Source organism: Mycobacterium sp. DL440 (assembly GCF_011745145.1).
Taxonomy (GTDB): domain Bacteria; phylum Actinomycetota; class Actinomycetes; order Mycobacteriales; family Mycobacteriaceae; genus Mycobacterium.
In genome coordinates this window covers 6280850-6299749 of record NZ_CP050191.1, presented here as the reverse complement: position 1 = coordinate 6299749, position 18900 = coordinate 6280850, and the positions used below count along the sequence as shown (strand labels likewise).

Annotated in this window: 23 protein-coding genes; 8 read left to right on the top strand and 15 right to left on the bottom strand. The window is 66.8% G+C overall.

What is annotated here, in order from left to right:
- Positions 1-56: 56 nt before the first annotated feature.
- The 5 genes from HBE63_RS30710 (at position 57) to HBE63_RS30695 (ending at position 5190) form a co-directional block, all read left to right on the top strand.
- The gene (locus tag HBE63_RS30710; RefSeq protein WP_166909025.1) at positions 57-1787 is read left to right on the top strand and encodes an NAD(P)/FAD-dependent oxidoreductase; all 1731 of its coding nucleotides are present in this window, start codon (positions 57-59) and stop codon (positions 1785-1787) included.
- A 397-nt stretch (positions 1788-2184) separates the two neighbouring features.
- Positions 2185-3150, top strand: a complete 966-nt coding sequence (locus HBE63_RS30705; protein WP_166909023.1) for an acyl-ACP desaturase — start codon at positions 2185-2187, stop codon at positions 3148-3150.
- 138 nt (positions 3151-3288) lie between these two features.
- Positions 3289-4059, top strand: coding sequence for a methanethiol S-methyltransferase (gene mddA / locus HBE63_RS30700; RefSeq protein ID WP_166909021.1), 771 nt, complete (start codon positions 3289-3291; stop codon positions 4057-4059).
- A gap of 108 nt (positions 4060-4167) precedes the next feature.
- Complete coding sequence (locus tag HBE63_RS31775; RefSeq protein ID WP_256367895.1) at positions 4168-4302, top strand: hypothetical protein; 135 nt, start codon at positions 4168-4170, stop codon at positions 4300-4302.
- Positions 4303-4533: 231 nt separating this feature from the next.
- Positions 4534-5190, top strand: coding sequence for a hypothetical protein (locus HBE63_RS30695; RefSeq protein WP_166909020.1), 657 nt, complete (start codon positions 4534-4536; stop codon positions 5188-5190).
- On the opposite strand, the gene HBE63_RS30690 is transcribed toward HBE63_RS30695, so the two are convergent.
- The 4 genes from HBE63_RS30690 to HBE63_RS30675 form a co-directional block, all read right to left on the bottom strand.
- Positions 5147-5590 (bottom strand): pyridoxamine 5'-phosphate oxidase family protein, encoded by a 444-nt coding sequence (locus tag HBE63_RS30690; RefSeq protein ID WP_166910427.1) that lies wholly within the window; start codon positions 5588-5590, stop codon positions 5147-5149. The genes HBE63_RS30695 and HBE63_RS30690 overlap by 44 nt on opposite strands.
- A 99-nt stretch (positions 5591-5689) precedes the next feature.
- Positions 5690-5878 carry a hypothetical protein gene (locus HBE63_RS30685; RefSeq protein WP_166909018.1) on the bottom strand — a complete coding sequence of 63 codons (189 nt, stop codon included), beginning with the start codon at positions 5876-5878 and terminating at the stop codon, positions 5690-5692.
- A gap of 58 nt (positions 5879-5936) precedes the next feature.
- Positions 5937-6560, bottom strand: coding sequence for a TetR/AcrR family transcriptional regulator (locus tag HBE63_RS30680; protein WP_166909016.1), 624 nt, complete (start codon positions 6558-6560; stop codon positions 5937-5939).
- Positions 6547-7416: an oxygenase MpaB family protein gene (locus HBE63_RS30675; RefSeq protein WP_166909014.1), complete on the bottom strand. Its 870-nt coding sequence runs from the start codon at positions 7414-7416 to the stop codon at positions 6547-6549. Before HBE63_RS30675 ends, HBE63_RS30680 begins: the two co-directional genes overlap by 14 nt.
- A 133-nt stretch (positions 7417-7549) precedes the next feature.
- Here HBE63_RS30675 and HBE63_RS30670 point away from each other — a divergent pair, with 133 nt between their 5' ends.
- Entirely contained in the window at positions 7550-8413 is an 864-nt protein-coding gene (locus HBE63_RS30670; protein ID WP_166909012.1) for an alpha/beta hydrolase family protein, read from the top strand.
- A 16-nt stretch (positions 8414-8429) separates the two neighbouring features.
- On the opposite strand, the gene HBE63_RS30665 is transcribed toward HBE63_RS30670, so the two are convergent.
- From HBE63_RS30665 to HBE63_RS30620, 10 genes are all read right to left on the bottom strand, one after another.
- The gene (locus tag HBE63_RS30665; RefSeq protein WP_166909010.1) at positions 8430-9194 is read right to left on the bottom strand and encodes an APH(3'') family aminoglycoside O-phosphotransferase; all 765 of its coding nucleotides are present in this window, start codon (positions 9192-9194) and stop codon (positions 8430-8432) included.
- Positions 9195-9197: 3 nt separating this feature from the next.
- Positions 9198-9425: a hypothetical protein gene (locus tag HBE63_RS30660; protein WP_166909008.1), complete on the bottom strand. Its 228-nt coding sequence runs from the start codon at positions 9423-9425 to the stop codon at positions 9198-9200.
- Positions 9422-9907 (bottom strand): DUF3093 domain-containing protein, encoded by a 486-nt coding sequence (locus HBE63_RS30655; protein ID WP_166909006.1) that lies wholly within the window; start codon positions 9905-9907, stop codon positions 9422-9424. Before HBE63_RS30655 ends, HBE63_RS30660 begins: the two co-directional genes overlap by 4 nt.
- Complete coding sequence (locus HBE63_RS30650; RefSeq protein WP_166909004.1) at positions 9897-10280, bottom strand: hypothetical protein; 384 nt, start codon at positions 10278-10280, stop codon at positions 9897-9899. The genes HBE63_RS30655 and HBE63_RS30650 overlap by 11 nt, the downstream gene beginning before the upstream one ends.
- Before the next feature lie 20 nt (positions 10281-10300).
- Positions 10301-10735, bottom strand: a complete 435-nt coding sequence (locus HBE63_RS30645) for a hypothetical protein (protein WP_166909002.1) — start codon at positions 10733-10735, stop codon at positions 10301-10303.
- On the bottom strand, positions 10732-11664 hold the full coding sequence (hemB, locus tag HBE63_RS30640) for a porphobilinogen synthase (protein WP_243858804.1): 933 nt from the start codon (positions 11662-11664) through the stop codon (positions 10732-10734). Before hemB ends, HBE63_RS30645 begins: the two co-directional genes overlap by 4 nt.
- Before the next feature lie 145 nt (positions 11665-11809).
- Positions 11810-13486, bottom strand: a complete 1677-nt coding sequence (locus HBE63_RS30635) for a bifunctional uroporphyrinogen-III C-methyltransferase/uroporphyrinogen-III synthase (RefSeq protein WP_166908999.1) — start codon at positions 13484-13486, stop codon at positions 11810-11812.
- Positions 13483-14439 carry a hydroxymethylbilane synthase gene (gene hemC / locus HBE63_RS30630; RefSeq protein ID WP_166908997.1) on the bottom strand — a complete coding sequence of 319 codons (957 nt, stop codon included), beginning with the start codon at positions 14437-14439 and terminating at the stop codon, positions 13483-13485. The genes HBE63_RS30635 and hemC overlap by 4 nt, the downstream gene beginning before the upstream one ends.
- Positions 14440-14442: 3 nt before the next feature.
- Entirely contained in the window at positions 14443-15798 is a 1356-nt protein-coding gene (locus HBE63_RS30625) for a glutamyl-tRNA reductase (RefSeq protein ID WP_166908995.1), read from the bottom strand.
- Between the two features lie 52 nt (positions 15799-15850).
- A complete protein-coding gene (locus HBE63_RS30620; protein ID WP_371815068.1) occupies positions 15851-16066 on the bottom strand; it encodes a glutaredoxin family protein in 216 nt (71 codons plus the stop codon).
- Positions 16067-16173: 107 nt separating this feature from the next.
- Between HBE63_RS30620 and HBE63_RS30615 the strand changes: the two genes are divergently transcribed.
- The gene (locus HBE63_RS30615) at positions 16174-17067 is read left to right on the top strand and encodes an HAD family phosphatase (protein WP_166908991.1); all 894 of its coding nucleotides are present in this window, start codon (positions 16174-16176) and stop codon (positions 17065-17067) included.
- Between the two features lie 105 nt (positions 17068-17172).
- On the top strand, positions 17173-17700 hold the full coding sequence (locus HBE63_RS30610) for a MaoC family dehydratase N-terminal domain-containing protein (protein ID WP_166908988.1): 528 nt from the start codon (positions 17173-17175) through the stop codon (positions 17698-17700).
- A gap of 112 nt (positions 17701-17812) precedes the next feature.
- On the opposite strand, the gene HBE63_RS30605 is transcribed toward HBE63_RS30610, so the two are convergent.
- The gene (locus HBE63_RS30605; RefSeq protein ID WP_208301526.1) at positions 17813-18886 is read right to left on the bottom strand and encodes a lysophospholipid acyltransferase family protein; all 1074 of its coding nucleotides are present in this window, start codon (positions 18884-18886) and stop codon (positions 17813-17815) included.
- Between the last annotated feature and the right edge of the window lie 14 nt (positions 18887-18900).

Here is an 18900-nt window from a genome sequence, read left to right as displayed (position 1 = left end):
AACGCGACGCCGAGTGTCCGACATGCGACGCGATCGGCCCGAGGTAAGGACAGCCCATGAACTCCTCAACGGTCGACAAGTTCGACGCCGTCGTCGTCGGATCGGGCATCGGCGGCATGACCGCCGCCGCCTATCTGGCCGCCGGAGGTAAGCGCACCCTGGTGCTGGAGGCCTACGACGTGATCGGCGGATGCACCCACGTGTTCCGCCGGGTCGGCAAGTGGGAGTTCGACGTTGGCGTTCACTACATCGGCGACTGCGGACCCGACGGCCAGGTCCCTACGGTGTTGCGGGGCGTCGGCCTCGACAAGTTGATCGACTTCACCGAGCTCGACCGCGACGGGTTCGACACCATCGTCTTCCCCGACCTCCAACTGAAGATCCCGGTCGGCTGGGACAACTACCGCCGCAACCTGATTGACGCCTTCCCGGATGAGGAGAAGGCGATCCGAAAAGTAGTCGACATCCTAGAACGCCTTGGCACCAGCATCGACCGCAGCACCACGCCCGCATCGCTGTTCGGCACGGCGAAGTTCGCCGTGAAGGCGGGGCCCGCTGCGTTGTGGGCGCTGCGTCCCCTGACCCAGCTGCTCAACCGACACAAGCTGAGTTCGCGATTGAAGGCGGCACTGGCGGTGCAGTACGGCACGTACGCCAGCCCGCCGCACCGCACCCCGGTGGCAGTGCACGCCGTGATGCTGCACAACTTCCTGCGCGACGGCGCCTGGTTCCCCAAGGGCGGCGGCCAGGTGTTCTCCGCGCGGCTGGCCGAGGTCGTCGTCGCGCACGGCGGCGAGATCCGCACCCGCTCGGCGGTGCGCCGGATACGCATCGAGAGCGGTGCCGCCGTCGGTGTCGAATTGGCTGACGGCACAAGGATCTCGGCGCCGATCGTGGTGTCCAACGCCGACATCAAGAAGACCTACAACGATCTCGTCGGCCGCGAGCACCTCGGGCGCCTCACACGCCGGCGCCTCGACCGGATGCGGATGTCGCAGCCGTTCTTCAACTGCTACCTCGCGGTCGACATCGACCTGGGCCAGGTGATCCCGAACACGAACTTCTACTCGGTGCCGACGTCCGAGGACGTGACCAGCCTGTTCCGCGACCTCGCCGAGAACGCGCACGGCCGATCGCACGACGAGCTGCTCACCGAGGCGGCCAAGCGGCTGCCCGCCTACGTCAGCGTGACCACCATCAAAGATCCCGACAATCCGTTCGGCGCGCCCCAGGGGTGTTCCGTGCTGGAGGTGATGACGCTGGTCTCCGCGGACCCGTCGTTCTGGGGTCTGCAGGACTGGGAATACGGCGACGACTACGGCTCCAACCCGGACTATCTCCGGGTCAAGGAAACGCTGACCGACATCATGATCAACCGGGTGATCGAGGTCATTCCCGAGGTCGACGGTCACATCGTGTGGCGCGAGGCAGCCACACCGATGACCCACAACCGTTACACCGGAGCGTCCGACGGGACCCCGTACGGGCTGGAACTGTCCATCACCCAGTTCGGCCCATTTCGACCCGGGGTGCGGACCGGGATCGACGGGCTGTACCTGTGCGGGTCCAGCATGGCGTGGGGGCCCGCCATCGAGGGCGCCATGTTGTCCGGCATGCACGCCGCCGGGGCGGCGCTCGGGCGCAACATCGACAAGGAGATCCGCGGCGGCGCCGTGTTCGGAGACAAACACGATCAGGTCGACGAGCCGCACCATTGGGATCCGCTGGCCGCCGCGAAAAGTCTGGCAGGCAAGGCCGCCCGCACATCCCGGTCGAAGGCGAAGTGAGTGGAAACAGAAGGAATCCATGACAGCGACCGATCAGCGGGCCGAGGCCGAGTCACAGCTGGACCGAGTTGTCGACGCGTTGCGTGATCCCGTCGGCTGGTATTGCGAAACGGCCATGTGGTCCGGGTCGATTTGCACCGTCGCGTACGCTCAAGGCAATCGGCCGTAATTCGTGGCATGACTGGTCAACGTCACGCCGCTGCCGATTCGGATAGATTTGACCAGGCCCCACAGGCTGGGGCGCACCGACGGCGTTCAACGCGACTTGCCCGGGCACGAGCGTACTCCTGCGTTGCTGGAGTGGGTCGAGCTCAAAGCGTGGAAGACCGCTTGTACGGGTTGCACGGGCTACGGTCATAGACACACAACGGTCGGGTCACGACTTGATGGGACGCTGATGCAGAGACATTTCACCGATGACGAGATCCTCACGGAGCTTGAGCCGGTTGCCGAAGAAGGCCTCAATCACCATTTGAAGGTGGCCAAGGAGTGGCATCCGCACGACTACGTTCCGTGGGACCTCGGCCGCAACTTCGCGGCACTGGGCGGCGAAGACTGGGCACCGGAGCAGTCGGGCCTGTCCGAAGTCGCCAAGGTCGCGATGATCACCAATCTGCTCACCGAGGACAACCTGCCGTCCTATCACCGCGGGGCGGCGAATCACTTCTCACTCGACCGTGCCTGGGGTCACTGGGTCAACCAGTGGACCGCCGAGGAGAACCGCCACGGCATCGTCATCCGCGACTACCTCGTCGTCACCCGCGGAGTAGACCCCGTCGCCCTGGAGCGCATGCGCATGGAGCACATGCGCAACGGCTACGACCCCGACGAGGAAGAACGCGAAATCCACGAGCCCGGCCCGCTGATGATCTCGGCATACGCCACGCTGCAGGAACTCGCGACCCGCGTCAGCCACCGCAACACCGGCAAGATCTGCGACGACCCACTCGCCGAGTCGATGCTGCAGCGCGTCGCGACCGACGAGAACCTGCACATGGTGTTCTACCGCAACGTGTTCTCCGCCGCTTTCGACCTCGCCCCTGACCAGGCGATGGAGGCGGTATGCGCCATCATCGAAGGTTTCCGGATGCCCGGTCGCGGAATGCCGAACTGGCGGCGCAACAGCGTGATCATGGCCAAGCACGGCATCTACGATCTGCGTCAGCACCTCGAAGAAGTCGTGATGCCCAACGTCAAGAAGTGGCGGATCTTCGAACGCAACGACGTGAGCGCGGTCGGCGAGAAGCGCCGCGAACAGCTGGCCGCCTACCTGGAGGACCTCCAGAAGCAGGTTCTCAGGTTCGAGGAGCAACGCGACCGCATGCTGGCCCGCGAGGCCGCCAAGGCGGAGCGCTCCGCGTAATCAGACCGGCGTCGAGTAGGTTCGGAAGCTGCCGGTAAACCCCTGTTCACCTGGGGATATAAGGTCTACCGTGAACAGGTCACTACTGCGGCCGGCAGCAGGGCGCGGCATCTGTCCCATCGGTGGCAGGAGGTCACCATGAAGCGCCTACTCATCATCGGCTATGGCATCGCGAGCTATCTCCTGTTCGTCGTGTCCTTCCTCTATGCGATCGGCTTCGTCGGCAATTTCGTGGTGCCACGCACGGTCGATTCCGGCATTGCCGCACCCATCGCCGAGGCGGTGCTCGTCAACCTGCTGCTGCTGTCGGTGTTCGCCATTCAGCACAGCGTGATGGCCCGGCCCTGGTTCAAGGACCGATGGACGCGGATCGTCCCGCAAGTCATCGAACGCAGCACGTACGTGTTGCTGTCCAGCCTGGCCCTGCTCCTCTTGTACTGGCAGTGGCGCACCATGCCGGCGATCGTGTGGAGCGTGGAACCCACTGCGGGCCGGGTGATCCTGTGGGCTCTGTTCTGGCTCGGCTGGGGCACGGTGTTCGCCTCGACGTTCATGATCAACCACTTCGATCTGTTCGGATTGCGGCAGGTGTGGCTGAACTGGCGCGGCCAGCCGTATCGCGAGCTTCGGTTCCAGACGGTGATGCTCTACCGGGTGATCCGGCACCCGATCATGGCCGGGTTCATCGTCGCGTTCTGGGCCACCCCGACCATGACCGCGGGCCATCTGCTGTTCGCGGCCGTCAGCACCGTCTACATCCTGGTGGCGATCCAGCTCGAAGAACGCGACCTGGTGGACGACCTGGGTGATCAGTACCGCGACTACCGGCACCGGGTGGCGATGCTGGCTCCCGGTCTACACCTCGGCCATGACGGTGCCACACCAAAGGTCCGGCACCGGCCGGCGTAGCCGGCCGTATTCAACGGCACCTGGCGGCCGAAATATCGCCGACTGGCTTTTAATTTTTTCTGAGGTATGGTCGGGCTCAGTGATTGTTTGCGAGCAAAAGGAGCAACGATGGCTGATAAATCCCAGGGTCGCACGCCCAAGAAACCGGCAATGACCATCAAGGAACGTCGGGCAGCAAAACGCGACAAGGCCGCCGAGTCCGGGGAGACCATTCCCAAAAGGAAGCGTCCCGAGCGCGTCTAGCGCGCTGAAGTGCAGGTTTTGCGGCTTGACGCCGTCCGCACCATCAATGGAATCGCCCCACACGAACTGGCCGGCATTTCATTCGGATCGAATTCTCCCCATTAATCATCTCCAATTCGACGCAATTTGAGATGCCAGTTCATTGATCGAGGTCGATTATGTTGCGAAAAGTACGACCGGTCGGAGTATGACAATTTCCAGTTAGAGCTGAGAACGGCGGGTGGAATTGCAGTGGCGGGGCGAGAAGCCGCCGGTCCGCAGGTGCTGATGCTCGGTTGGCTGACGGACCTTTCCGAGTCGATCACCGCGTATCTGAGGCGCGCCGACATCCTGGCCAAACGTGCACATCCGCCGTGTGCCCGGATGCCTTTCCGGACACGTTGGCACACAATCGATTCAGCACCACCACGATTGAGTGCGGACGAGATCGACTCGATCGAATCGGTGATCGTCATTTTCGACGGGCATTCGGTGCAAACCCGGTTCGGCGGACGCCAATCCATCGCACGGTCCAGGCGATTACGCGCCTGCGCGAACGAGGCGTGCGCGTTGACGACCACAACCGCCCTTACGGTGGGTGCGCTCCGGGTCCTGCTGATCTGCGACGCACGTCGACTGCCTTCGAGCCGGAGGCCGGACGCGATCCGCTGGACCCGCGACCTGGCGCACCGCATCAGTTACGAATGCCTGGTCAACGGACTATCCGGGCACTCGGCCGCCTACGCGGTGATCGACACCGACGAGGACGTCCGCGATGTCGCCGAGGCCGCCGTGCCGTGGCATGCCGGCCACCGGGCCGAGCGGCAGCGGTGGCCACTGCATCCGGTCGTGAGCAGTGCCGACGTCACGCGCGCCAGGTCAGCACCTCGCCGGACCCCGCCGTCATGACCGTGCCCGGCATCACCCGCAGCCGGTAGGGAGTCAGGCGCAACGCGGCGAACTGTTCCGACGTCGGCCCGTCACTCCACTGCGGGATCACATACGGGTCGTAGCCCACTGGCGCCGGGCCGTTGGCGAAGCGACCCCACACCTGCGAGCAGGTCTCGTCGTCGGTGTACCACTCCACCAGGCAGTCCGCCGCACAGGTGTCGTGGTTGGTGGTCCAGTAGCTGACCGAGACGTGCGGCTGCACCGCCAGGTGCGCCCGCTTGACCGGACTGGGCACGGTTGCGATCCAGCCGAACAGATCGGTCCCGTCCCACTCCCAGATCGGGTGCAGGATCCGACTGCGGGGTTGGCCGTCGGCGTCGACGGTTGCCACCGACGCCCACACGATCTCGTGGGCCATCGACACGAAAACAGGGGCAATTCGTTCGAGCGGGGTCGCAGTCACACCAGCCACAGTAGGCAATGACCGGCCTGCGACGGCGCGGGTACGCGGTTACTGCTAGCTGTCGGGCTGGCCGTAGATCGGGTTGCCGTCGTCGTCGACCCAGTCGTTGACGGCCGTGCCGGAGACCGTGCCATGGCTGCCGGGCAGGGTGACGGTGGGGCGGGAGTCATCGTAGGACTGCATGATGCGCTTGGCTTCCTCGCGGTTCTCTTCGCTGACGGGCGGCGGCTTCTCGGTGCTCATCCCTATCGGCTGCCCGAAAGTGCGAGCTGCCAAACACTTTGCGGCCGCCCCGCCCGGATCAGGCCGGGATGGCGCGCAGTGATGCCGGCAGGCTGGGCAGGAAATGGCGGGTGGCGAACGCCCGGATGTCCTCGGGGGTGTCGAGGGGTTCGACGCTGGGCAGCAACAGGACCATCCCCGCGTAGCGCAGGATGGTGTCGGCCAGGTCGTTGACCGCCTGCTCGCCGATCCGGTCGGCGAACCTGGCCGGGAAGATCACCTTCAGCGCCGCGGCCATCCGCTCGATCGCCGCGCCGTAGTGGGTGTGCAGCATCTCCATGACCAGGGCTGGTTCGTCGGCGATCAGCTGGTTGAGCACATGATGGCGACGAAACCGCAGGATCGACAGCGTGAACGCCTCGACATAGTAATTCGATTGCGGCCCTGCGCTTTTCAACTCATTGGCGATGTCGGCAAACAGCGCGACATTCTCCCGCTCGATCACGGCGGCCACCAGTTCGTCACGGTTGGCGAATCGGCGGTAGATCGTGGTGCGGCTGACGCCGGCCCGGCGCGCGACATCGTCGAGCGCGACCCGGCGCAGACCGTGCCGCTCGAATTCGACGAGGGCGGCATCCAGGATTGCCACCGTCGCGGGCGACGAATCAGACCGCGTCGCGGGCGACGAATCAGCCCCGGGCATAGCCCTTTTGCGCAAATTTGTTGTAGCGCACACTCATCGGTAGATGATCCCACACCCAGTTCACCGGGCGGGTGCGCCAGAACGCCGCAAACCGCTGGTAATTGCGCTCCTGCCGCTCACTCCAGGGCAGGTCGAGCAGGTCACGGGCGCGCGGCGGCAGCCCGCCCGCGGTCAGGAAAGCCGCGGCCGGGTCGAAGACCGTGGCGACCACGCGCCACACCGCCGGGTGAACCCCCTTGGGGCACGGGAAACCCTTGGTGACATAGCCGACGCCGTAGCGGGCGGACTTGTGCGGGACAGCCACCTCGTTCATCATCCGGTCCCAGTACCGCTCGAACTCGGCGTAGGTGGCCGGCATCGGCCGGTCACTGACCCCGTAGCGGCGGTACCAGGTCTTGGATTCCAGGTAGATCTGTTCCTTCTCGGCGTCGCTGAGCCGTTTGACGAAGGTGTCGGCGAAGTAGAGGACCTGCTCGACGAACGTCGCGTGCGCCCAGAAGTAGGTGTCGGGGTCCAGTGCGTGATAGCGCCCGACCACTTCTCCATCCGGGCCTGCCATATCGCCCTTGACATGATGGTGGAAGTCGCGCACCTGAATACCGGCGTTGTCGTCCTCGGTCCCGTACACGGTGCGGAAGATCGGCGGGATGGTGCGCTTGAGCCGCTCGGCGGTGTCGGAAAAGAACGTCGAATGGTCCAGCACGCCCTGCCCGAGTTCGGCCAACATGTTCTGCAGGACAGCCGGCCGCGGCCCGATCAGGTACATCCGGTTGTCGCCGAAGTATTTCCAGACCAGCGATTGCGGCCCAAGGGGCAGGGCATCGGTCTGCTGTGGCTGCTCGGCCAATTCGGTCATGGGCACAGTGTTACAGATTTCGCACTTTGTACCAAGAGGTCTGTGATCGGGGTCACCGACCGGGTGGGCGGCGTTATCGCGCTGTTGCCGGACCGTGTCACCTGCTGAGACCCATGGTTGGAATGATGCGCAGGTGACCTCGCTGACCCGCCGCGACGCGCTGCGTCTTGGTGTCACCGGTGCGGGTGCCGCGGGACTGATGGCATTGGGCAGCCTGCTCGATCCGCCGACGCCCCGCGCGTCCCCTGGCTCCAACCAACCCGGCCCCAACCAGACGGCCCCCGCGGGCAGCCCGTTACCGACCCGCGAATCGGGGTCGTTCATCTCGGCGGCCCGCGGCGGCGTCGATACCAATTGGATCATCGCCCGCCCGCCGGGCCAGCACGGTCCACTGCGTCCGGTGATCGCCCTGCACGGGATGGACAACGACGCCGCCGGCGTGATGAACCTGGGCATTCCGGAGGCGCTGGCCCGGCTGACCGCGGCCGGCCGACCGCCGTTCGCAGTGGTCAGTGTCGATGGCGGCAACTCGTTCTGGCGCCGTCGAGCCTCTGGTGGGGACTCCGGGGCGATGGTGCTCAACGAACTGATCCCGATGTTGGCCACCAAGGGCATCGACACCTCGCGAGTGGCCTTCATGGGCTGGTCGATGGGTGGCTACGGCGCCATGCTGTTGGGTGCCCGACTGGGTGCCGCGCGCACCGCGGCGGTCTGCGCGATCAGCCCGGCGCTGTACCTGACGTACTGGGGCGCGCCGCCCGACGCCTTCGACAGCCTCGAAGACTGGCAGCAGAACTCAGCGCTGAGACTGCTACCGGCGCTGGGGTCGATCCCGCTACGCATCGACTGCGGCACCGGCGACGGGTTCTACGCCGCGACCCGAATGTTCGTCAACCAACTACCCCGGACCCCGGCCACCGGCTTCTACCCCGGCGGCCACGATGCGGACTTCTGGCGGGCGCACTTGTCCGACGAGCTGGCCTGGCTCGACTCCTGAACATCGCCTCGGGCCGTCACCCCCAGGTCAACGGATCCAATGCGAGGTAGAACCGCAGCCGGTCGTCAGCTATCGCCGCCGAATAGCCCGCAGCCAAACCTGCCCTGGCGTCCTCGGCGAATCCGGGGAACGTGTCGGCGGTGTTGGCCAGCATCAACGCCAGGTCGGCGTGCCGGTCGGCGAGACCGAGACGGCCCAGGTCGATGAAGCCCTCGACGGTGAGCCGGTCGGGATCGATCAGAATGTTTGGCAGGCACAGGTCGCCGTGGCACAGCACGAGATCGGCGGCTTCCTGACGGTGCCGCAGATCGGCCTCACGTTCGACGCGCGCCAGCAGTTCGCCGGGCGGGACGTCCCGATCCTCGTCGCGCAGGAACTCCGGGTCGACCGCACCCGCGGCGACGACCGAGCGTGCCCGCGCCAGCATGTCGTCGAGGTCGCGCCGGTAGGGGCAGTCGCCGATCGAGATGGCGTGCAGTTCGCGAACCGCCTGCACGACCGAAGGCCACGCCGTCCGTAGGTCCGCTTCGGCGAGCTGATCGGCCGCGACGCCGCCGACGGCACTGGTGATCAGGACGGCGCCGCCGTCCTCGGTGGTGCCCCAGTCGATGACGCGCGGCACGGGGAGCCGGTGATCGTGCGCCCACGACACCCGGTCCCGTTCCGCGGCCAGATCGGCCACCGCCGCGGGGCCGACCACCTTGGCGTACCTGGCACCGTCGGCGTTCCGGAACACCCCGGCGCCGGACTCACCGTGCGTGACTGGCCGCCAGTCGCTCACGGATCAGCGGCGCAACCGGGCGACACCCAACACCGTCAGCACGCCCGCCAGACCCGCCAGCACCAATGCCAGCACCAACAGCGGCGACGAGTAGCTGACCGCAGTGGTGACCGGCTCACCGTCCAACACGGGCGCCACCTCGATCGTCGTCGCCGCCGCGATCCAGCTCAGCACACAGCCCACGGCGGCACCGGCGGCCACCACCAGCTCGAGGACTGCCCGGCGTTTCACGGGGTGCGCTCCTCGACCAGTGGCGTCAGCAGTTCCCGCAGCCGCCGGTGCTTGCGCGCCCAGGCCTGGGCCCCGCGACCGCCGGTGAGTTTCAGCCCGATGCCGGTACGGCCCCGGGGCACCCCGGACAGCTCCCCGAGGGCCCGGTCGGATTGCCATTTGGGCGACTCGGATCCCGACGCCGCGGGATAGATCAGCACGATCTCGTCGACCTTCAGGATCTCGGCGCCCTGCCGCAGGGTTTCGGCGGTCAACTCAACCGAGGTGTGGATGCGCGCGGCCTTGATCTGGATAGCCACGAACGCCGAAACCAATACCAGGAACAGGATCGGAACCCACAGGTCGTAACCGTATCCGCCGGTCATCTGCAGAATCGCCATGCCGACACCTGCGAACGGCCCCAACAAGAGCCACGCCCAGCTGGCGCCCTGCTCGTAGAACAGCACCTCGGCGGCAACTTTGTTCACCGGTTCACTCTCCATCGTCACCCCTCCGCAGCGGCAGCGCACTCAGGCCGGTACCCGCGATGAGCGGGAGCAGCGCGACCAGCGTCAGGATATGTACCGGAGCCAGACGCAACGCCGCCATCAACCCGATCACCACGACGATCGCCATGGCCAGCGCGATCGCGGCCCGGCGGTGCCGCACATCACCGGAACGACTGCGGCCGGCCACGTACGCCATCCCCGCGCCGGCCAGCGCCGTGAGCACACCCACGCCGCGGAACAGGGTGCTCTCGGCGCTCGGCCAGGACACCGAAGCGGCGATCAGGCCGCCGACGATCAACAACACGGCGCCGACCAGCCAACAGCTGAATGAAATGGTCGCGCGGCGCGACGCTGGCGATGAAGGCATTGTCGGCAAAGCCTAGCGAATCAGCGGGTGAAGAAACCGTCGGCGTCCTTGCGGTGCAGCAGGTACAGCCCACCCGCGATCAGCACGGACCCGACGATTGCGGTGACCGCGTAGCCCACCGCAGCCGCGTCCAGCCGTTCACCGCTCAGCAGGCTACCGATCGAGTGGAGCGCGGAGACAATTCCCCCGCTGGTCAACAGGGTGCGAGCCCAGCGATACCCCTGGCGCATCAGCAACAGGAACGTCACCACGATCGAGGACAACACCACCACGAACATCACCGAGAAGACCACCGTCATGGACTGTTGCACACCCCTGCCGGACCCGGTGAGTGCGTCGATCAGATACCCGACCACCATGAGCACCAGTGCGGACGCCCACAACCAGAACCCGGTATCGACGTCCTCGGGGCGTCCGGTCGGGCTCGGTTTCTGTTCGGTCACCTGATCGGTCACGCGAGCCAGCCGGCCACGTCGGCCGCCCAATAGGTCAGCACGATGTCGGCACCGGCCCGCCGAATTCCGGTCAAGGACTCCAGGGCGGCGGCCTGCAGGTCGATCCAGCCATTGGCCGCAGCGGCGCAGATCATCGAGTACTCGCCCGAAATCTGGTACGCCGCAACGGGTACCGGTGAAATATCGGCAGCGGCGCGCACCACATCCAGGTAACTCATCGCGGGCTTCACCATCACGATGTCGGCACCCTCGTCGATGTCGAGTTCCACCTCGTGCACGGCTTCACGGATATTGCCCGGATCCTGTTGATAGGTGCGCCGATCGCCCTGCAAGCTGGACGACACCGCTTCCCGGAACGGGCCGTAGAACGCCGAGGCAAACTTGGCGGCATAGGCCAGGATGGCGACGTCGGCGTGTCCGGCCGCATCGAGGCCGTCGCGGATGGCGGCCACCTGACCGTCCATCATGCCGCTGGGCCCCACCACGTGCGCACCCGACTCCGCTTGCGCCACAGCAAGTTCCACATAGCGCGCGTTGGTCGTGTCGTTATCGACCCGGCCCGCGGCGTCCAGCACGCCACAGTGCCCGTGATCGGTGAACTCGTCGAGGCAGGTGTCGGCCATCAGCACCGTGGCGTCACCGAGATCCATGGCCAGATCACGCAGGGCCACGTTGAGGATGCCGTCCGGATCGATGCCAACGGCACCGGTCGGATCCTTGTCCTCGTCGCGGGGCACGCCGAACAGCATCAGCCCGCCGACACCGGACGCCACCGCGTCAGCGGCCGCCCGGCGCAACGAATCCCTGGTGTGTTGCACCACGCCGGGCATCGAGGAGATCGGTCGCGGTTCCGACAGACCGTCGGCGACGAACATCGGCAGCACCAGATGCCGCGGCTCCAAAGAGGTTTGGGCGACCAGGCGACGCATCGCCGGGGTGGACCGCAGGCGACGGGGACGATGCCTCGGAAAGGACACAGCTACGACTCCTTCTGCCCTCGTCCTTCTCGGCGAAACCGCATTCCAGCAGAAGAACTTCGAGTGCAGGCCTGCCGGAATGCCGTTTCGGCGAAACTTACCTGCGGCGGCTCTTCTTGCGCGGCGGGGGTAGTGCCCCTTCGGCGCGCAGGCGGGCGGCGTGCTCGGCGAGCGCGTCGACCAGCGGTCCCACCGCGGCCGACTCGGGCTGCACATCCACCCGCAGGCCGAATTCCGCTGCGGTTTCAGCAGTTTTCGGCCCGATGCAGGCCACGATGGTCCGGGCGTGCGGCTTGCCGGCGATACCGACCAGGTTTCGCACCGTCGAGCTCGAGGTGAAGCAGACCGCGTCGAAGCCGCCGGTCTTGATCATCTCGCGGGTCTGCGCCGCCGGCGGAGCCGCACGCACGGTGCGGTAGGCGGTGACGTCCTCGATCTCCCAGCCGCGCTCACGCAGGCCCTCGGCCAGCGTCTCGGTGGCGATGTCTGCGCGGGGCAGCAGCACCCGGTTCACCGGATCGAAAACCTCGTCGAACGGCGGGAACTCGTCGAGCAGGCCCAGCGAGGACTGCTCACCCGACGGCACCAGCTCGGGGTTGATGCCGAACGCCCGCACCTTGTCGGCGGTGGCCTGCCCGACACAGGCGATCTTCACACCCGAGAACGCCCGCGCGTCCAGGCCGAACTCGTTGAACTTCTCCCAGACCGCGCGCACGGCGTTGGTCGAGGTGAACACCACCCACTGGAAACGACCGTCGACCAGACCCTTGACCGCGCGCTCCATCTGCGCGGGGCTGCGCGGCGGCTCGACCGCGATGGTCGGCACCTCGATCGGCAGGGCACCGTGGCCCACGAGCCGGTCGCTCATCTCGCCGGCCTGATCCTTGGTGCGCGGCACCAGCACGGTCCAGCCGTACAGGGCGCGGCTCTCCCACCAGTTCAGCTTGGCCCGGTTGGCCACGGTCTTGCCGATGGTGACGACCAGCGGGCCGACCAGGGGCCCCGCCAGCTCACTTCCGGCCGGCTTCTCCAGCACTGTCTTGTCGGTCAGCCCACCGAGGGTGGCCTCCACCGAACGCTGCTGGCAGGTGGTACCGCTCGCGGTCACCACCGCAGGAGTGTTCTCGGACAGACCGAACTCGATCAGGGTGCGGGCGGCATCCGGCAGGTGCGACGCGGTCGCGTGCAGGATCAGCGGCCCAGGTGCGGCGGCCAACGCCGCCCAGTCCACATCACCGCGGACATCGGCCACGGTGTGCGACGACCCCAGCGGCAGGCCCGCGTAGGTGGGCACCGCGCTGGTGGCGGGCAGCCCGGGAACGATCTCGAAGTTCATGTGGGACCTCGCCAGCGCACCGACCTCGGTGATGACGGCGTCCACCGACAGCGGGTCACCGGCGACCAGGCGCACCACGTCGTACCCGTGGCGGGCCTCGGCGACCAGCGTCTTGGCCACCTCGGCGGGATCGCCGAGAGCCGGGCGGATCTCCGGCCCACCCGCGATGACGGCGGCTTGCCCGGCGTCCGCGGTTCCGGCGGCGTCATCACCGGCGGCGCCGGCCTTGCCCGGCTCAGCCGGAGCCGGGCCGGATGCCGGTGGCAGCTCGGTGCCGATCAGAGCCAGTACGGCTTCAGGGACGTCGGGATCGGTGAACACCAACTCGGCGTGCGCCAATACAGTTTGCGCCCGTGCCGTCAGCAGCCCCGGATCTCCCGGGCCTGAGCCCACAAAGGTGATGCGGCCGGGCTTCGCCTTGCGACCTCGCATGGTCATTCTTCACTCCCGCGCTCTACCAACAGCTCGCGTGCACCCAGCTCGAAAAGCTCCGCAGCCACCGAGACACCCAAGTCGGCGGCCCGATCGGGAGTTCCGATACCGGACGCACGGATCACGTCGGATCCGTCCAGCGTCGCTACGCAGCCGCGCAACGACAGCTCCTCGAAGACATTGCCGTCCTCATCGATCGACTCGACCACTTCTGCGATCGCGCCCACCGGTGCGGAACAGCCCGCCTCCAGTTCGGCGAGCAGGGTCCGTTCGGCGGTGACCGCGGCGCGCGTGTCGGCGTCATCCAACTCCGACAGCACCGAAATCAGCTCGGTGTCGCCGGAGCGGCATTCCACCGCGAGCGCGCCCTGAGCCGGCGCTGGCAACATCTGCACCGGCTCGAGCGACTCGGTGACTTCATCGAGACGTCCGATGCGGGCCAGACCCGCACGGGCAACCACGATGGCGTCGAGATCGCCGCTCGTAACCCTGTTCAACCTGGTATCTAGGTTGCCTCGTAGGGGGCGGATTTCCAAACCGAGACCCAGTGCTCTAAGCTGCGCGGTCCGCCGCGGGCTCGAAGTGCCGATCACGGACCCCGTCGGCAACTCGCCGAGCACCATGCCGTCGCGCGCCACCAGCGCGTCACGGGGGTCCTCACGCCGCGGGACGGCGGCGATGACGAACCGAGGGTCACGTGCGGTGGGCAAATCTTTGTAGGAGTGAACGGCCATGTCCACCCGGCCGTCGTGGATCGCCTCGCGCAACGCCGCGGTGAAGACCCCGATGCCGATTTCGGCGATCGGGCCCTGGTTGCGGTCGCCCTCGGTCGAGATGATCACCAACTCGCAGGGGTGGCCCGCGGCCCGTAAAGCGTCCCTGATGGTGCCGGCCTGCGTGGTCGCCAGCAGGCTACCCCGGGTGCCGATCCGGATTACCGTATCGCGCGTTTCTACCAAGCTCTACTCAGACTTATCGAGATCTGTTGTCATAAAGGGCAATTCGCTGGCCGCCACAGCTTCGACGGCCTGCGGGTCGAGTTCGAACAGCTCCCGCAGAGCCTCTGCGTAGCTGTCCCCGCCAGGCGCGCTGGCGAGTTGTTTCACCCGCACCGTGGGTGCGTGCAAAAGTTTGTCGACGACGCGGCGGACCGTCTTGGCCACCTCGTCGCGGTACGCCGCCTCCAGTTCGGGCAGCCGGTTGTCCAGGCGCAGCAACTCGGCCTCCACCACGTCGGCGGCGCGTTGCCGCAGCGCCGTGACCGTCGGGGTGACCTCGGCCATCCGCTGGCCCGCCAGGTAGTTGGCAACCTCGGTGGCGACGATCGTGCGGGCCGCATCGGCATCGGTGGCCGCGGCCCGCGCCGACGGCTCCCGCTGAATCCGGTCCATGTCGACGACCCAGACACCGGGCAACCCGGATACCGCCGGATCCACGTCGCGGGGCATACCGAGATCACAGATGACCAGCTGACGATCACCGGCGGCGGCGTTGCGCTGCGCCAGTGCGTGGTGCACGTCGGCCAGGGAGACCACGGGGCGTACCGCGCCGGTGCTGCTGACCACGACGTCGACGTCGGCGAGGGCTTCAGACAGATGATCCAGGGAAATGGCCTGCGCCTGCACGCCCTGCTCGGTGAGGTTCGCCGCGAGGCGCTGGGCCCGCGGCAGCGACCGATTCACCACGTGGACCCGTTCGATTCCGGCCCGCACCAGGTGTGCGCCGGCCAGGGCGCCCATCGAGCCCGCGCCGATCACGGCTGCGGTGCGCCCGGCGAGCCCGCCGTTGAGTTTGGTCTCGGCCATACCGAGGGCCACCGACACGACGGATGCGCCGGCGGCGTCGATCCCGGTCTCGGAGTGCACGCGCTTGCCGACATTGAGGGCGCGCTGGGCCAGCTCGTGCAGGGTGCGCCCGACGGTCTGATGCTCCTCGGCCGACGAATACGCGCGACGCACCTGCCCCAGCACCTGGGCTTCACCGATGACGGCCGAATCCAGGCCGCTGGTCACCGCGAAAAGGTGCTCGACGGCGGCCTCGGCGTAGCGCACATAGGCGTATTTGGTGAGATCGTTCAGCGACATGCCGGAGTGCTCGGAGAGCACCTGCCCGATGATCGACAGCCCGCCGTGGAAGGCCTCGACCACGGCGTATATCTCAACGCGGTTGCACGTGGACAGAACCATGGCCTCGGTGACCAACGAGGATCGAAGGATCTCGTCGATGATCTTGGCCTGATCCGACTCGTCGGTGCTCAACTGCTCGAGAACAGACACCGGCGCGCTGCGGTGCGAAACCCCGAACAGCAGCACACTCACGGCTTCATCACCACGTCACCAAGGTAATCGTTTCCGGCCCGCCCACCAAATTTCATCTGGTGGGCACATCGGCCCGAAGCGCCTGCTCGTCGACTTCCCAATAGCTGTGCTCGGTCCCGTTCAGCAAAACCACCGGCAACAGGTCACCGAACCGGGCCCGCAGGGTCGCGTCCCCGGCCGCAGCTGCGGCATCGACGTCGGTGTTCACCAGGTCGAAGGCCAGTTCTTCGCGCAACGCGGCCAACTGCTGGGCGGCCCGCTCACACATGCTGCAGCCCGCTCGCGTCAGCAACGTCACAGTGGCTCGACCGCCGGTACCCGCCTGCTCACCCTCCACAACACCAGTATCCCGGCGCGGTGACTTAGGGTGAATTCGTGCCCGAACCCGGTAGTGCCGATGCGCTCGAACAGGAGCTTGCCGCCGAGGCCAGCGCCGAACTCGCTGTGACCGAGCTCGAGCCCGACACCGATTCCGCGGCGACGCCGGCGCCGCCACCCGACCTGACGGCCGCGGCGTTCTTCGACGTCGACAACACCCTGGTGCACGGCTCGTCATTGGTGCACTTCGCCCGCGGCCTGGCCGCCCGCAAGTACTTCACCTACCGCGACATCCTGGGCATCGCATATGCCCAGGCCAAGTTCCAGTTCACCGGCAAGGAGAACAGCGACGACGTCGCCGAGGGCAAGCAGAAGGCCCTGGCGTTCATCGAGGGCCGGTCCACCGCCGAGCTCGCCGAACTCGGCGAGGAGATCTACGACCAGATCATCGCCGACAAGATCTGGCCGGGCACCCGGGCGCTGGCCCAGATGCACCTGGACGCCGGCCAGCAGGTGTGGCTCGTCACCGCGACCCCCTACGAACTGGCCGCCACGATCGCCAAACGTCTGGGGCTGACGGGTGCACTGGGGACCGTCGCCGAGTCGGTCGACGGGGTGTTCACGGGCCGACTGGTCGGCGACATCCTGCACGGCACCGGAAAGGCCCACGCGGTGCGGTCCCTGGCCATCCGCGAAGGCCTGAACCTGCGCCGGTGCACCGCCTATTCGGACAGCTTCAACGACGTACCGATGCTGTCGCTGGTCGGTACCGCGGTGGCGATCAACCCCGACGCCGCGCTGCGCGATGTGGCCAGGGAGCGGGGCTGGGAGATCCGCGACTTCCGCACCGCACGCAAGGCCGCGCGCATCGGTGTGCCGTCGGCATTGGCGCTCGGTGCGCTCGGCGGCGCGCTGGCCGCTGCCGCCTCACGCCGCCACGACATTCGGTGAGCTAACGGGCCGCGTTATAAGCTTCCGCGGCGGGCCGCGCCAGCGGCTTGGCAGTCAGGCACGTTTGTGCGCACCGCGCACCGCATACCGAACAGCGCAGGGAATATGAGCATCGCCGCAAACATCATCGGGACTCACTACCGGTACCCCGACTACTTCGAAGTCGGCCGGGAGAAGGTCCGCGAGTTCGCGGCCGCGGTCAAGGACGACCATCCCGCGCTCTATGACGCCGAGGCTGCCAAAGAATTCGGCCACGACTCGGTGGTGGCATCGTTGACGTTCCTCGCGGTGGCCGGCCGACGCGTCCAGCTCGAGCTGTTCGACAAGTTCGACATTCCGATCAACCTCGAGCGCGTGCTGCACCGCGACCAGAAGCTGATCTTCCACCGGCCGATCCTGGTCGGCGACAAGCTGTGGTTCGACTCGTACCTGGACTCGGTCATCGAGTCACACGGCACCGTGATCGCCGAAGTCCGGGCCGAGGTCACCGACGACGACGGCAACCCGGTTGCCACCAGCATCGTCACCATGCTCGGCGAGGCAGCCATCGACGAGGCCGACGAGATCAGCACACAGATCGCCGCGGCGCGCGACGCCGCAATCGCCAAGATGGTTGCTGGGCAAAAGAGTTAGTTCTTTCGCGAGCAGACACTTAGGTACCCGAAAACGGCGCCGGCCGGGTACTTAAGTTGGGGGCCACTCCCGCTTGCGGGGGACTGCTCGCGGTAGAACTGGACCGAAAAGGTCAGCCGAAGAACATGTTTCGGCGACCAGCCAGCAGCCGGTACAACGTGTGCTGGATGGTCTCGCGGACCTGGTCGGTCAGCTCGAACGTGATCATCGGATCGTCGGCGGCGCTCTCGTCGTAGTCGACCGTCTCGATCGGCTCACCGAACTGGATGTGCCACTTCGACGGCAACGGCACCAGGCCTAGCGGGCCGGCCAGCGGGAACAGCGGGGTCACCGGGAAATACGGCAGACCGAGCAACCGGGCCAGCAGCTTCACGTCGGCCATCATCGGGTAGATCTCCTCCGAGCCCACGATCGAGCACGGCACGATGGGCGCCTGGGCTCGCAGAGCTGCGGAAACGAAGCCGCCGCGGCCGAACCGCTGCAGCTTGTAGCGATCTTTGAAGTTCTTGCCCAGCCCCTTGAAGCCCTCCGGGAACACCGCGGTGAGCTCACCGTTGGCCAGTAGCCGGTGCGCGTCGGTGGTGCAGGCGACGGTGTGCCCGGCCTTGCGCGCGGCCTGACCGACCATCGGCAGATCGAACACCAGATCGGCGGCCAGCAGACGCAGATCCCGGTGCGCGGGGTGGTGATCGTGAACGGCCACCTGGGTCATCAGCCCGTCGAAGGGCAGGACCCCGGCGTGGTTGGCCACCACAAGCGCGGCCCCACTCTCGGGCAGGTTCTCGATACCGGAAACCTCGACCCGGAACCAGGACCGGAAAAACGTTCTCAGCAAAGGCAAAAAGATTGCATTGTTGATGTGCGGGTCGAACCCGAACTCGTCCACCGAGTACTCACCGGCCATCCGGGTGCGGACGAATTCCGAGACCGCGGCGATGCCCTTGACGAGTTCGCTGGGGCCTTCGTCGACAGTCGACTGACCCGAGGCGCTGGTGCGGCGCTGATCGATCTCACGCACCACCGCGGCGATCTGCTCGGCCGGGGCACGGCTTCCCGGATCGGCCAGGACCGAAGGATGCCTGCGGGCGCTGTCGGACCGGGCCGCTGCCCGGCGCGCGGCCGAGGAACGATTCGAGTTCCCGTGTAGCGGAATGACTTTCGCTTTTGATTCGCCCGCCACGTCGATACCTTCTCCCACCC

What these genes read in the sequence shown, in the direction of transcription:
- HBE63_RS30710 (WP_166909025.1), top strand. Translation starts at nt 57, where the DNA reads ATGAACTCCTCAACGGTCGACAAGTTCGACGCCGTCGTCGTCGGATCG.
- HBE63_RS30705 (WP_166909023.1), top strand. Translation starts at nt 2,185, where the DNA reads ATGCAGAGACATTTCACCGATGACGAGATCCTCACGGAGCTTGAGCCG.
- mddA (WP_166909021.1), top strand. Translation starts at nt 3,289, where the DNA reads ATGAAGCGCCTACTCATCATCGGCTATGGCATCGCGAGCTATCTCCTG.
- HBE63_RS31775 (WP_256367895.1), top strand. Translation starts at nt 4,168, where the DNA reads ATGGCTGATAAATCCCAGGGTCGCACGCCCAAGAAACCGGCAATGACC.
- HBE63_RS30690 (WP_166910427.1), bottom strand. Translation starts at nt 5,590, where the DNA reads ATGGCCCACGAGATCGTGTGGGCGTCGGTGGCAACCGTCGACGCCGAC.
- HBE63_RS30685 (WP_166909018.1), bottom strand. Translation starts at nt 5,878, where the DNA reads ATGAGCACCGAGAAGCCGCCGCCCGTCAGCGAAGAGAACCGCGAGGAA.
- HBE63_RS30680 (WP_166909016.1), bottom strand. Translation starts at nt 6,560, where the DNA reads ATGCCCGGGGCTGATTCGTCGCCCGCGACGCGGTCTGATTCGTCGCCC.
- HBE63_RS30675 (WP_166909014.1), bottom strand. Translation starts at nt 7,416, where the DNA reads ATGACCGAATTGGCCGAGCAGCCACAGCAGACCGATGCCCTGCCCCTT.
- HBE63_RS30655 (WP_166909006.1), bottom strand. Translation starts at nt 9,907, where the DNA reads ATGGAGAGTGAACCGGTGAACAAAGTTGCCGCCGAGGTGCTGTTCTAC.
- HBE63_RS30650 (WP_166909004.1), bottom strand. Translation starts at nt 10,280, where the DNA reads ATGCCTTCATCGCCAGCGTCGCGCCGCGCGACCATTTCATTCAGCTGT.
- hemB (WP_243858804.1), bottom strand. Translation starts at nt 11,664, where the DNA reads ATGCGTCGCCTGGTCGCCCAAACCTCTTTGGAGCCGCGGCATCTGGTG.
- HBE63_RS30635 (WP_166908999.1), bottom strand. Translation starts at nt 13,486, where the DNA reads ATGACCATGCGAGGTCGCAAGGCGAAGCCCGGCCGCATCACCTTTGTG.
- HBE63_RS30620 (WP_371815068.1), bottom strand. Translation starts at nt 16,066, where the DNA reads ATGTGTGAGCGGGCCGCCCAGCAGTTGGCCGCGTTGCGCGAAGAACTG.
- HBE63_RS30610 (WP_166908988.1), top strand. Translation starts at nt 17,173, where the DNA reads ATGAGCATCGCCGCAAACATCATCGGGACTCACTACCGGTACCCCGAC.